A 13,705-nucleotide genomic window follows, 5' to 3' on the forward strand; every position below is an offset into this window, starting at 1 on the left:
GGTCCGTGCCCGCATCCGCCGGGCACCCTCGGCACCCTCGGCACTCTCGGTACTCTCGGTACTCTCGGCGCCCCGCAGCGGCCGCCGACGCCGCGGCCCGCGCGGTGCTGATGGCGGCCCGTCGCCGCGCAACCGCCACCCGTCGCCCGCCGGGACCCGCGCGCCGCCACCCGTCGCGCGCCGGGCCCGCGCGCCGGGCCCCGAGCGCCAGGACCCGCGCGCCGGCGCGCGGGTCCTGCGGGCAGGATGGACACATGAGCTTCCAGGTCTCCAGGATCCGTGACGACTTCCCCGCCCTCCAGGACGGCGTGGCCTACTTCGACGGCCCGGGCGGCACACAGGTGCCCCGGCAGGTCGCCGAGGCGATGGCCGCGGCGATGTGCTCGGGCGTCTCCAACCGCGGCACGGTGACGGCCGCCGAGCGCAGGGCCGAGGGGATCGTCACGGACGCCCGGCAGGCCATGGCGGACCTGCTCGGCTGCGATCCGCGCGGAGTGGTCTTCACCCGGTCGGCCACGCAGGCGGCCTACGACGTCTCCCGGGCGCTGGCCCGCGGGTGGACCGCCGGTGACGAGGTCGTCGTCAGCAGACTCGACCACGACGCCAACATACGGCCGTGGATCCAGGCGGCCGAGTCCTCGGGCGCGGTGGTGCGGTGGGCGGAGTTCGACCGTACGAGCGGCGAGCTGGGCGTCGACGCCGTCCGTGCCGTGCTGTCCGGCCGCACCAGGCTGGTGGCGGTCACCGGAGCGTCCAACCTGCTGGGCACGTGCCCCGACATACCGGCGATCGCCGGAGCCGTCCACGAGGCGGGGGCGCTGCTGTACGTCGACGGGGTGCATCTGACACCGCACGCGCCGGTCGACGTCGCCTCCCTGGGCGCCGACTTCTACTCCTGCTCGCCGTACAAGTTCTTCGGCCCGCACCACGGTGTGGTCGTCGCGGAGCCGGACCGCTGGGAGGAACTGCGCCCGGACAAGCTGCTGCCCTCGGCCGACGACGTGCCCGAACGGTTCGAGCTCGGCACCCTGCCGTACGAGATCCTCGCCGGCACCACCGCGGCGGTGGACTACATCGCCTCCCTGGCGTCGTCGGCGGCGGACCGGCGCAGCCGGGTGCTGGAGTCGATGCGCGCCGTGGAGGACTACGAGAGCGAGCTGTTCGCGGAGCTGCTGGAGGGTCTCTCCGGCATCCGGGGGGTACGGCTGCACGGTGCGCCGGACCGGCGCACGCCCACGGCCCTCTTCTCGGTGGCTGCGGTGCCCGGCAAGGAGGTGTACGAGCGCCTCTCCCGGCTCGGCGTGAACGCGCCGGCGGGCAGCTTCTACGCGCTGGAGGCGTCGCGCGCGCTGGGGCTCGGCGACACGGGCGCGGTACGGGCCGGTCTTGCCCCGTACTCGGACGACGAGGACGTCGAGCGGCTCATCGCCGGGATCGCGGAGATGGCCGGATGAGGCGGGGAGTACTGGTCACGGGCGCGTCCCGGGGCATCGGCCGCGCTGTCGCCGAGGCGTTCGCCGAAGCCGGGGACCGGGTCGCGGTGCACTGCAAAAGATCCGTGCGCGAGGCCGGGGAGGTGGCGGCGTCGCTGCCCGGCGACGGGCACCTGACCGTCCGGGCGGACATGGCCGACGCGGACGCCGTGCGGCGTGCCGTGGACGAGGCCGCCGAGCGCCTGGGGCGCCTGGACGTGCTGGTCAACAACGCCGGTGTGTTCCTGGCGCACCCGCCGCTGACCACCTCCTACGAGCAGTGGCAGGCGACCTGGTCGGAGACGCTCGCCACCAACCTCACCGGGGCGGCCAACGCCACGTTCTGCGCCGTGCCCCACCTCGTGGCGGCGGGCGGCGGAGCGGTGGTCAACGTCTCCAGCCGCGGGGCGTTCCGCGGGGAGCCCGACTGCCCGGCGTACGGCGCGTCCAAGGCCGCGCTGAACGCCTTCGGCCAGTCGATGGCGGTGGCGCTCGCCCCGCGGAACATCAGGGTGGGCACGGTCGCCCCCGGCTTCGTGGAGACGGACATGGCCCGCTCGGTGCTCGACGGGCCGGACGGTGATGCGGTGCGCCGGCAGTCGCCGTTCGGGCGGGTGGCCCGCGCGGCGGAGGTCGCGGCCGCCGTGCTCTGGCTCGCCTCCCGGGAGGCGGCCTTCGCCAGCGGCACCATCATCGACGTCAACGGCGCGTCCTACCTGCGCAGTTGACGACACGGCCCGCGACCGTCCGGGCGCACGAGCCGCCGGCGGCAGGACACGGGTGAAGCGCGCGGCTCCCCCCGGACAGGCACCGGCGGTGCCTGTCCGGGGGGAGCGTGTGCGGGGATTCGGGGTCAGCCGATGGACAGCAGGGTGCCGGCGCCGTTCGGGTAGCCGATGTAGGCCGTGGCGGGGCCCTCGGTGTCGACGCCCGTCCACGACGCGGTGACCGTCAGCGGGACGCCGGGGGCGCGGGGCGGATCGGTCGGCGAGACCGAGAGGGTCCCGGACGGGGTGGAACTGTCGCCCACGATGTTCGACTGGAAGGTGAACGGCGTGGACGTGGTCCCGGCGACGTCGCCGAGGTCGACGACGATGGCCACGTAGTCGCCCGGGGCCAGGGCGGGCAGGCTCACCCTCGCCTGGTGGGCGTTGTCGCTCAGCTCCCCGACCATCTCGAGCGGCTGCCCGCCGCCGGGAACGCGGGCGATCAGCATCGTCAGCCTGGCATCGGGATCGTCGGTCGTGGCGAAGAACTCGCCCGCCTTGGTGCCCTCGGGAGCGGTGAAGGGGAAGTCCTGCTCCGCGGTGCCCGACGCCGAGATGTCGGTCTTGACCCGCGGACCCGAGACGGGGCCGTACCCGTGGATCGTCAGATCGAGGTTGCCGGGCGTCACCTCGAAGGAGGTGCTGGAGGCCGCGCCGCTGCCGGTCACCCGGTCCGGTGCGAGCAGGGTCAGCGGAGTGACCGCGATCGGGCTGCGCACCGCGGTGTGGTCGCTGCTCGTCCAGGTGAGCGAACCGATCACCAGCTTGCCGGAGACCGCGGTGGTCTGCTCGAAGGTGATGCTGACCTTCGCCTTCTGGCCGGCCCGGGCGAAGTGCAGGGTGGCCGGCTCGACCGTTGCGCGGATCCCAGGAAGGTCGACGGAGGCACGGAAGGTCCCCGGGCGTTCGGCGGTCAGCGTCCGGGTCACCGTCTTTTGGCCGAGGAGGCGTCCGATGCCGATGGAGGGGTAGTTCAGGTCGCTCGGGTCGGCCGCCTTCACCCCGGAGCCGGTGTCGATGCCCTGGCCCTCCTCGTAGGCCAGCCAGTCCGTGCGGGAGGAGTCGTAGACCAGGCCGGGATCCAGCATCCGGGCCGGGTCGACCTCGCCGGAACCCTGCGCGAACACATCGGTGTTCACGGCGCCGGTGGCGGTCTTGGTGTTCACCGCCGTCGTCATCATGGCCGACTTGACGGCCATCGGGGACCACTTCGGGTGCAGCCCCAGGTAGAGCGCGGCCAGGCCGGAGATGTGCGGGGTGGCCATCGACGTGCCGGACAGGAAGTCGAAGGCGTGACCGGAGTTGGACGCGGGCGCCACGGCGGCGAGCACGCCCACGCCGGGCGCGGCGATGTCCGGCTTGATGAGGGCGCCGTTGTTCCGCGTCGAGGGGCCCCGCGAGGAGAACGAGGCGATCTGCGGGTACGGCTCGTCGGACGTGCCGCCCGGCACCAGCGTGGCGGTGGCGTCCGGGGTGCCCGCGTAGTCCCGGACGGTGGTCGCGTCGGGCGTGTTCAGGTGCACCGTCGGCACGGCGTGCAGGTCCGCGTCGGTGTCGAGGTCGCTGGTGTTCACGAGCACCAGGCCGGCGCCACCCGCGCGCGCCACCTCCTGCGACTTGCTGACCCGGGTGTTGACGCCGCGGTCGCACACCACGACGCTGCCCGCGGCCTTCGCCGGGTCGAGCGTGCCGGGCTGGCAGAGCGCGGCGTCGGCGGCGCTCGCGTCCGCGTTCCTGACGTTCTCGGCGAGGACCAGCGGCTTCGGGCCCACCTGCTCCGTCACCGTGGTGCTGACGCCGGTGAACTCGCGCCCGTCGCCGAGCCGCACCCTCGCCACATGGGGCTTGATCGTGCTGGCGGCCACCGTGGTGGTCCAGGGAGCGGTGTTGTCCAGGGACTGGGCGTCGGGGCCGGAGTTGCCCGCGGCGGTCGCCACGAAGACACCGGCGGCGGCGGCGTTCTGGAATGCCTGCTGCACCGGTGCGTCCAGGCCGGATTCGAGGATGGAGCCGACCGAGTAGTTGATCACGTCGACACCGTCGGCGACGGCCTGGTCGATGGCCGCGACGATGTCGGAGTCGAACCCGCCCGAGCCCTTGCCGTCCTTGCCCGTCCAGAGCGCCTTGTAGACGGCGATCTTCGCCGCGGGAGCCACACCGCTGATCGTTCCGTAGTCGGTGCCGTTCACGGTGGCGTCCACGTCGGCGTCGCCGGCGGCCGTGGACGCGGTGTGGGTGCCGTGGCCCTCGCCGTCCCGGGCGGAGACGTAGTCCGCACGTGCCTCAGGCGGATTGAACGACAGCCATGTGTCACCGAAGTACCGGGCGCCGACGATCTTCGTGTTGCACAGGTCCGCCGTGAACTGCTCGCCGGTCTGGCACGTCCCGTTGAACGTGGCGCCGTCGGCCTTGCGCATCACGATGGACGAGCCCTTGCGGTACGGGCGGTAAGGGTCCTTCGCCGTCGGCGGCTCGGTGCCCAGCGCGGGGGCCGCGAACGACGCGCTCTCGGGCCAGATGCCGGTGTCGATGTCCCCGATCACGACGCCCCGGCCGGCCTTCGCGGTACCGCCGAGCGCGGACCACAGCCCCTTGCGGCCGGACAGGCCGAGGAAGTCGGTGGACCTCGTGTCGTCGGCGATCCGGTTCAGCCGGTCCGGGGCGACCGACAGCACGCCCTTCTCCCCGGACAGCCGCACCACCTGCGCCGCGCTCAGCTCGGCGGTGAAGCCGTTGGACGCCACGGAGTAGCGCTTGCGCACCTTGGCCCCCACGGACGCGGCGATCTCGCTCTGCCGGTCGGTGAGGTAGTCGCGGTAGCGGCGCGCGGCGGCGCCCGTCGTGTCCACCTTCGCGCCGGGGGCCGGGGCGGTCGCGGGTATGCGGTCGACGCCGCCCCGGTAGGCGGCCACGGGGGCGTCCGCCAGGGTGACGACGTAGCGGCCGGCGGTGAGGTGGCCGGATGCCGGCACCGGGGCCGGCGCCCCCGCGGCCCGGGCCGGTACGCCCGCCGCGAGGGTGATCAGGACGGCTGCCGCCGCCACGGCTCCGCGGCCGAGGGCCATGGCGGCCGTGCCGGCTCCTCTGCCTGTTCGAACGGTGTGTCTTCGTGACGTCGAGGTCACGTGGTCCTCCTCTGGGCATGGCCCGGCCGCGTGCTTCGACCGCTCGGTGGCACCGTGCTCCGCACGTCGACGCGCGGGGCAGGGGGGAGCGGGGGACGGGGGCCGGGGAAGGAAAGGACGGGGAGAGGCGGGGTGGTGGGGGCGCCACGGCCTCCTCGTCGCGGCGTGGAAAGTGAACATCGATTGACCGAAAGCTGTCCAGATACCCTGGTGGCGTATTTGGCCAGTTGGCGGAGATCGCCACGCCGCGGGAGGCTTCACCATGCGCGATGCGGAGGACAAGCCGTGCTGACGGCCCTGGGGATCTCCCCGTCCGACGAACGCATCTACCGGTTGTTCCTGGACGGTGCCGACCTGACCGCCCGGCAGGTGGCGGAGGCCAGCGGGCTGACCGAGGGCCGGGTACGGGGATGCGTGGCCCGTCTGACTGGCCTCGGGCTGCTGCGCAGGACCGGCCCCGGCCGGTACCAGGCGGTGAACCCGGAGACCGCGTTGCTGCCGCTGCTGAGCAGGCGGCGGCTGGAGGCGGAGGCAGCCTTCGGCGCGGCCCGCACGGAGGTCGACGCCATCGCCGACACCTACCGTGCCGGACAACTGCGGACCGACCCCGGCAACCTGGTGGAGGTGCTGTCGGGCCGGGAGGTGGTCACGGCCCGGGTCGAGGAGCTGACCAACTCGGCGAGCAGCCACATATGGGCGCTGGACAGGCCGCCCTACCTCGCTCGGGCGGACGGCGCGCAGCACAGCAACGACGACGAGCGCGCCGCCACCCGCGCCTGGCTGGCGCGGGGGATCGAGGTCCGCTCCATCTACTGCCCGCAGTCCATGGAGCGGCCCGGGCGCTTCGAGACCCTGATGGAACTCGGTGCCGAGGGCGAGCAGTCCCGGATGCTGCCCACCCTGCCGTTCAAACTGCACATCATCGACAAGCGCGTCGCACTGGTGTCCCTCGTCGGAGGCGTCTACGACAGTCTGGCCGTCGTCCATCCCTCGGGTCTGCTCGACGCCCTGATCGAGCTGTACGAGGCGTACTGGGAGCGGGCCGAGCCGATCGGCGCCCCGTCGCCGGAGGTCTCGCGGGCGGCGGGGTTCAGCCATGACGAGGTGGTGCTGCTCGGCATGTTGAAGGCGGGGCTCAAGGACCAGGCCATCGCCCACCAACTGGGCACGAGCACCCGTACGGCCACCCGCCGGATCGCCTCCGTGCTGGCCAGGCTGGGCGCACGGAACCGCTTCCAGGCCGGCTTCGAGGCGGCCGTCCGCGGCCTGGTCTGACGGGTCCGCGGCACGGCGGTGTCCGTCCCGGCGGACGACGCGGCCCGCGCCGGACCCGCCCGCGCCGGACCGTGCCGGCCCCGCGGGCGCGGGACGGGCACGGACCGGCCGGAGTGCGCCGCGCTCACGCCGGCGCACCGGCGTGACGGTGCCCGCAGGCCGTCAGCCGGTGGTCAGCACCTGGGACGCGGCGCTGACCGTGGCGTAGTCGAGCGTCCGGCGGCCGCCGACCACGTAGAAGCCGGATCCGTCCGGGGCCGAGCCGCTGCGCGCCGCCGGGGCGGGCGCGGCCGGCAGCGCGGTCCACGCGCCGGTCGCCGGGTCGAAGGACCAGCCCCGGTCGGTCACCGTCAGGCCGTTGTCGGCGAAGCCGCCCTGGACCAGGAGGCGGCCGTCCACCGCCGCGGAGGCCGAGGCCGACAGGTCCTCGGGCAGGTCGGTGGTCCTCGACCACCTGTTCCTGCCCGGGTCGTAGGCGTAGGCGCTGGACAACTGGGCCGTGCCGGTGTTGCCGCCCGCGCAGTAGATCGTGTCCGCCATCGCGGCACAGGCGATGTAGGCGGCCTTGACCGGGTAGTTCGCCTTACTGGTCCAGGTGTCGGTCGCCGGGTCGTAGGCCGTCACCGCGTCGGTCGTGGTGCAGCCGGTTCCGGTGCAGCCGCCTATGGTGTACAGCGACCCGTCCAGGACCGCCGTCGCGGCCGCGGCGGCCGGTGCCGGTGCGGGCGCCGCGGTGGTCCAGGCGTCGGCGGCCGGGTCGTAGACGTTCGTCGCGGCGGCCGGCGAGCCGTCGGGGCCCCAGCCGCCGGTGACGTAGAGCCTGCCGCCGAGGAAGGCGCCCGAGCCGTTCTCACGAGGGACCGGGATGTTCGCCCGCTGCTTCCAGGCCCCGCCGGGGGTGTAGGCGTACACCTCGGCCGTTCTGGACCTGCCGTTGAAGCCGCTCACCGAGTAGAGGGTGCCGTCGTTGTCGGCAACGACGTTGTCCTCTATGGGGGTCGGATACGCGGGGATGGCGGCCCAGGCACCCGCGGCCGGTTGTGCGGGGGTTCCGGTGGGCGCCACCGCCCGCTGGTCCTGACCCGGTGTCAGATGGGTGCTCCGCGCTCCCGGGGGCAGGAGCGCGTGCTGGGCGGAGCCGGCGGCGAGGGCGGGCGTACCGGGGCCGGCCAGGGCGAGGGCGGCGGCACACGCCGCGACACCGAGGCAGAGGGAGCGTGCGCTGCGGAGCGTGGTGACTTTTCGCAACGGAGGGCCTTTCACGCGGAAGTGGTCCGCGAGTCCGCACGAGGCGGAGACGCGGATGCCGGAAGGAATCTGACGGTGTGTTCCCCTGTATCACCATCAGCCCCCTGCACCATTTCCTGTGCCTGCCGATCCCAACCGCGAGGGGTACGAAGATCGGCCATTCCGCGATCGGCCATTCCGGGGACCGCCATTCCGCGGACGGCCATTCCGCGGACGGCCGATCCGCGAACGTCCGTCGCGACGGACGGCCGTGCGGACTCCGCGGCACGGCACGTCCCCGCCGGGCCGGTGCCAAGGTACGGGCCCGGCGGGGACGCGGTGGATCCGTCAGTTCTGCGGGGACCGGGTCAGGACATCGGCCCCGGGAGGTGGCGGGCCGGTCCGGTGCCGTGCGGGGCGGTTCACGGAGCGGCTCGCAGCGTGAGGTCCCTCCGCGTCGTCAGGTCCGCGTACACCTCGGTCCGCTCGGTGAGGGTCGCGTAGCCGGGTGCGGTGGCACGGATGTCGTGGGCACCGGCTCCCGCGCAGAAGAGCACGTAGAAGCCGTCCCCGACGGCCGGGTCGTCCGGTGTCGCGGTCGTGACGGTGGTCGCGGCCGCGTCCCGCGGGTCGGACACCGTGGCGCCCACCAGGCCCGTGCGGGTGCCGGCCGCCCTGACCGTGCCGGCGGTCAGCCCGCCGGGAACGGGCAGGAGGGTGCGCGTGGCGACGTGGACGTCGTCGACCGACCAGTGGTAGCCCCAGTTGGCGACGAAGTGGAAGCGCAGCCGCACGTCCCCCTGGCCTGCGTACCGGCCGAGCGGCACGTGCACGGTCAGGTGGTCCCGGGTGTCACTGACCTTGGGGGAGGCCCAGACGTTCTCCCAGGTGGCGCCGTCGTCGGTGCTGGCGTCCACGCTCATCTGCTGGTTGTTGGGGTTGTACCCGTACTCGGTTCTGAAGCTGAGCTCCGCCGACTGCCCGGCCGACAGGTCGTAGGCGGGACTGATCAGTTGGCTGTCCTGGTGCGGGCCGATCGGGCCGTTGTCGCTCTCGGCGACGGCGAAGCCTCCGCTGCCGCCGGTCAGGTTGCCGCGCTGCAGCGGGTCGTCGAACTCCCAGCCGCTGTCGGTGCCCGGGGCGTCGATCACGGTCCAGTCCTGCGGGGCCGCGGTGGTGGAGTCGAACGCCTCGGTGCCGCCGTCGACCTCCAGCCGGTATCCCGCGGCCGTGGCCGCGTCCGGGTCGGCGGTGAGTGCGAAGTCCTCCTTGACCGGCTTGCCGCCGACCGCCACCGTGTTCTCCTGCCGCACGTAGCCGGTCAGCTCGCTCGTGACGTCCAGGGTGTAGTCGGCCCCGGTGGGCAGGGACAACTCGTAGGCACCGGTGACCGGGTCGGTGAAGACGGGGGCCTCGGGGGAGCCGGTCACCGCGATCCTGGCGTAGAGCGGCCAGCCGTGGCCGGAACCGTCCCGCACCTTGCCGTGCACGCGCTCGCGCGGGATGGGGGAGAGCGTGAAGTCGCGGGTCAGCGACTGGCCGTCCGCGATGCCGAGCGTGACGGGCGCCGTGGTGGTGTAGCCGAAGGCCCTCACGGTGAGGTCCTTGACCGTGCCCGCGGGCAGGTCCAGCGTGTACGCGCCCTTGTCGTCGGTGGTCGTGAGGTCGAGGCCGGAGCCGACGGTCGCGTGGCCGACCGGCTCGCCCGTGGCGGCGTCCGTGACCGTGCCGGACAGGGTGCCGTGCGGGCCGCTGCGGAACGCGGCCAGCCCCGCCGGGGTGCCGAGCCCGGTCGGGCCGTCGTAGCCCACCCCGGCGTTGCACAGGTAGGCGGTGGCACAGGTGCCGTTGGAGCCGGTGGTGACGTCGTTGATGCCGGCGCCGCCGGCCGCGTAGGGGTAGGTGTTGGGCCGGGTACCGGGGCGAGGCGTGCCCGCGAGCGCGTAGAGCGAGGTGATCAGCGGGGTGGACGCGCTGGTGCCGCCGTAGCGCTGCCAGCCGGTGCCCCCGGAACCGAAGGTCGAGTAGACGGCGAGGTTGTCGGCCACGGCGGAGACGTCCGCGACGCTCCGTCCCGAGCAGCCCGCGTCGTGCTGGAAGTCCGGCTTGGCCTGGTTCTGCGCGCAGCCGGAGCCCGGTGCGTAGGCGTCCCTGGTCCAGACCGTCTCCGACCAGCCGCGGGCGGTGCCCGGGTCGGCGGTGAGCGCGGTGCCGCCGACGGCGGTCACGTAGGGCAGCGTCGAGGGGAACGAGACCCCGTACCCGTAGTCACCGCTCGCCGCCACCACGGCCACGCCCTGGTGGTCGTAGGAGGCGCCGTAATCGGCCAGGTCGGTGCCGAGGTCGCCCATTCTGCCGTAGGAGTTCGAGACGTACTTGGCGCCGAGGGCGACCGCCTCGTCCACCCCGGCGGCCAGGTTCCGCAGGTCGTCGTTGTCCGTCTCCACCAGCAGGATGTGCGCCGCCGGGGCCGCCGCGGAGACCATGTCCGTGTCGAGCGAGATCTCCCCGGCCCAGGTGTCGCTGGAGCGGGGGTAGGAGACCCCGCCCCGCTGGTCGACCTTCCTGAAGCAGCCGTTGGCGGTGGTGCAGGGCGGCAGGCCGTACTGCTGCCGGTAGACGGCGAGGTCCGCCTCCGCGTCGGGATTGTCGTAGGCGTCGACGATCGCGATGGTCCGGCCCTCGCCCCCGTCGGCGGGCAGGTTGTAGGCGCTCTGGATGTCCTGGGGGCCGAATCCGGCGGGAGCGGCCGACTTCATGAGCCCCGTGAGGGTCGGCTGGCCGGTGGCGCGCAGTGCGTAGCACATCGCACGGTTCTTGCCGGGAGTGCCGCAGACGGGTTCGAGGTGCAGCGGAGCGTCCTGTGCGGACGCCGCCCGCGGTGCCTGCGCGGGCAGTGCCCCCGACGCCGTGCGGACGGCGGCGGGAGCCGGTGCGGGGAGCGGCGCGGCCTGCACGGCCGGTTCGACGCCCAGCACCATCAGGACGGCGGCACCCAGGGCCACCGAGCCGCGTCTGAGGAGGCGAGAAGCACGGGGCGTGCTTCTCGCGGAGGGATGTGTCAACACCTTGACCAATCGATACGGGCCCCGGGAAGGGGCCGCAATCAGGGATTCGTGAATCCACGGGCGATCAATTACCCGACATGAAATGAGACGTGTCAATACTGTGATTGTTTCGAAGCGGTGTCGTGAAATCCCAAAGAGTTCCTGATCAAGACATAACGATCCAAACCGCCGTACTTATGTCTGTTTCCGTGCAGGTGGGCGTGGTGGGGAGGCGTTTGCCGGTGTCCCGTTCTCGCGAATTCGCGCGTACCTTGCGCATATGCGGGACGCTGTCGTACTTGTGTGGTCGAATTTCGCTCCGCTCGAATTCCAAATTCTCTGCCGGACCCATTTCAGGACTCCGTGGGAAAACCTGTGCGTCGTTTTTCGCAGGCGATGTCGTCCGTTCCGCTGCGGCTTTTCACGCGGCGGTCGTACCGGTGGTGGCGGCGGTGTGCCCGACCTGCTGTTCCGCCCCGCGGGCAGCGACGACCCGTTCCGGGACAGCGCTCTCGTTACGCTGGGAGACGGGAGCGGCGGTCGCCGGGGGGCCTGCCGGGAGCGAGAGGAAGCCACGAAGGGCAACGGCATGGCGTGCAAGCTCGGGTCCGCCACCGGCACGGGGCGGGTCGCCTCCGGCTTCGCACACAGCGCACCTGGTGTCCCCGCGCCCGCCCTCGCCCTGATCGACTCCGACGGGACGGTGCTGGAGTGGGGTGACGGCGCACGGCTGCTGCTCGGTCACCGTGCGCAGGACGTCGTCGGCCGCTCCGTGCGGCGGATCCTGGCGCACCCGGCCGACCTGGCGCCGCGGTCCGCGCCGCTGCGGCCGTCGGCGACCGGGGCCGCGCCTGCCGGATCCTCGCCCCTCGCGTCCCCCGGGCGCCGGGACCGTCGGCAGTACGCGAGCACGGTGGTGGCGGTCAGGCACCGCGACGGCAGGGTCCTGCGCCTGAACGTGGACGTCGTCCCGCTGACCCGTGCGGGCGACGAGCGGTGCTGGTTCGTCGCCGCCACGGGGCTGCCGGACGGTGCCGGGCCGGGCGGGGGTCAGGCGGCGCTCCTCGACAGGTCGGCGCTGGCGGTGGCGGTGTGGGACACCCGGCTGCGCCTGGTGTGGGCGAACCGGGCCGCCAAAGAAGCGGTCGGACTGCCCGGCTCGGGCGGGTCCGTACCGCCCACGCGCCGGATCCTGCGGGGTTTCGACCGGACCACCACCGAACCGGTGATGCGGGATGTGCTGGACTCCGGGGAGGCGATCGTCGACCACCTGGTGCGCTGGGTGTCGCCCGAGGACGGCCGGGAGGCCGTCTTCTCGTCCTGCCTGTTCCCCCTCGCCCGGCGGGAGGGCGGCCCGCTGGGCGTCTGCACGGTCTCGCTGGACATCACCCGGACCTGGGAACGCGAGCGACTGGCGCTGCTTGGCCGGGCGGCCCAGCGCATCGGCACCACCCTCGACGTGACGACGACGGCACAGGAACTCGCCGACACGGCCGTCCCCGCCCTCGCCGACTACGCCACGGTGGACCTCGCGGAGGCGGTGCCCCTGGGCCAGGAGCCGCTGGAGCGGATGGCCGCGGGGGAGGCCGGCATCCCCGTCTTCCGCCGCGCCGGCATGACGTCCGTCCACGAAGGCGTGCCCGAGGCCGCTTTCCAGGTCGGCGACGTGGTGTACGTGCCGCCCGGCTCGCCCTTCCTGACCGTCCTGGGCGGGACCCGGTCCTATCTGGAGCCCGTGATGGAGACCGGCCCGGGTACGTGGCTGGACCGCGACGCCACCCGCCGGCGGCTCATCCAGGAGACGGGCATGCACTCGCTGATGATGGTCCCGCTGAGGGCGCGCGGCACCATCCTCGGCATCGCCGTGTTCGCCCGTACCGAGAACGCGGTGCCCTTCTCGCGGGACGACCTGCTGCTGGCCGAGGAACTCGCCGTGCAGGCGTCGCTCAGTCTGGACAACGCCCGCCGCTACACCCGCGAGCGCACCGCCGCGCTCGCCCTGCAGCGCAGCCTGCTGCCCGGCGAGCTGTCGGGCGGCGGCGCGGTGGACCTGGCCACCCGCTACCTGCCCACGGACCGGCACGAGGGCGTCGGCGGGGACTGGGTGGACGCCATCCCCCTGCCCGGCGCCCGGGTCGCGCTGGTCATCGGCGATGTCGTCGGACACGGCATCCATGCCGCCGCCACCATGGGACGCCTGCGTACGGCGGTCCACACGCTCGCCGCCCTGGACCAGCCCCCCGCGGAACTGCTCGCCCACCTCGACGAGGTCACCGCCTCCCTCGCGCAGTCCGGCACGTGGTCCACGGGCTCGCCGCCGATCGTCGGCGCAAGCTGCCTCTACGCCGTGTACGACCCGGTCGGCGGCGTGTGCACCCTGGCGCGCGCGGGCCATCCGCCGCCGCTGCTGGTGGCTCCCGACGGCCGGGTCGCCATGCCCGCCACTCCGGTGGGCCCGCCCATCGGCACGGGCATCGGCGGCTACGAGTGCGTCGACCTGGAACTGCCCGAGGGAACGCTGATCGTCCTGTACACCGACGGTCTGATCGAGGCCCGGCACATCGACATCGACGTCGGACTCGACCGCCTCGCCGGCGCGCTGCGCAACCCGCCGGCCGCCTTGGACGAGCTGTGCACGCGCGTCGTCACCCGCATGAGGGCGCAGGCTCCGCAGGAGGACGACGTCGCCCTCCTCGTGGCCCGGACGCGCGCGGGGCGGCAGGGCGGGAAGCCGTTCGGGTGAGTTCCCGCACCTCCTTGCGGGACGAGGCGGGGCGCCGTACGGCGAGGCT

The 13,705-nt window shown here is 73.4% G+C and carries 7 protein-coding genes; 4 read left to right on the forward strand and 3 right to left on the reverse strand.

Annotated elements, in window-relative coordinates:
- The first annotated feature begins 254 nt into the window (after positions 1–254).
- Both IE313_RS24245 and IE313_RS24250 read left to right on the forward strand, forming a co-directional pair.
- Positions 255–1,454: a cysteine desulfurase-like protein gene (locus IE313_RS24245; protein WP_189935750.1), complete on the forward strand. Its 1,200-nt coding sequence runs from the start codon at positions 255–257 to the stop codon at positions 1,452–1,454.
- Complete coding sequence (locus IE313_RS24250) at positions 1,451–2,200, forward strand: SDR family NAD(P)-dependent oxidoreductase (protein WP_189935752.1); 750 nt, start codon at positions 1,451–1,453, stop codon at positions 2,198–2,200. The genes IE313_RS24245 and IE313_RS24250 overlap by 4 nt, the downstream gene beginning before the upstream one ends.
- A gap of 125 nt (positions 2,201–2,325) precedes the next feature.
- Here the strand turns inward: IE313_RS24250 and IE313_RS35435 are convergent, their stop codons facing one another.
- Positions 2,326–5,304 (reverse strand): S8 family serine peptidase, encoded by a 2,979-nt coding sequence (locus IE313_RS35435; protein ID WP_229924906.1) that lies wholly within the window; start codon positions 5,302–5,304, stop codon positions 2,326–2,328.
- A 345-nt stretch (positions 5,305–5,649) separates the two neighbouring features.
- Here IE313_RS35435 and IE313_RS24265 point away from each other — a divergent pair, with 345 nt between their 5' ends.
- Positions 5,650–6,639 (forward strand): helix-turn-helix domain-containing protein, encoded by a 990-nt coding sequence (locus IE313_RS24265; RefSeq protein WP_189935756.1) that lies wholly within the window; start codon positions 5,650–5,652, stop codon positions 6,637–6,639.
- A 162-nt stretch (positions 6,640–6,801) separates the two neighbouring features.
- On the opposite strand, the gene IE313_RS24270 is transcribed toward IE313_RS24265, so the two are convergent.
- Both IE313_RS24270 and IE313_RS24275 read right to left on the reverse strand, forming a co-directional pair.
- Positions 6,802–7,887 carry a Kelch repeat-containing protein gene (locus tag IE313_RS24270; RefSeq protein WP_189935759.1) on the reverse strand — a complete coding sequence of 362 codons (1,086 nt, stop codon included), beginning with the start codon at positions 7,885–7,887 and terminating at the stop codon, positions 6,802–6,804.
- A gap of 401 nt (positions 7,888–8,288) precedes the next feature.
- Complete coding sequence (locus IE313_RS24275; protein WP_189935761.1) at positions 8,289–10,871, reverse strand: carboxypeptidase regulatory-like domain-containing protein; 2,583 nt, start codon at positions 10,869–10,871, stop codon at positions 8,289–8,291.
- 631 nt (positions 10,872–11,502) lie between these two features.
- Between IE313_RS24275 and IE313_RS36030 the strand changes: the two genes are divergently transcribed.
- Positions 11,503–13,656: a SpoIIE family protein phosphatase gene (locus IE313_RS36030; RefSeq protein ID WP_189935763.1), complete on the forward strand. Its 2,154-nt coding sequence runs from the start codon at positions 11,503–11,505 to the stop codon at positions 13,654–13,656.
- Positions 13,657–13,705: the final 49 nt, after the last annotated feature.

Origin of the sequence: Streptomyces sulfonofaciens (assembly GCF_014656295.1) — a bacterium.
GTDB lineage: Bacteria > Actinomycetota > Actinomycetes > Streptomycetales > Streptomycetaceae > Streptomyces > Streptomyces sulfonofaciens.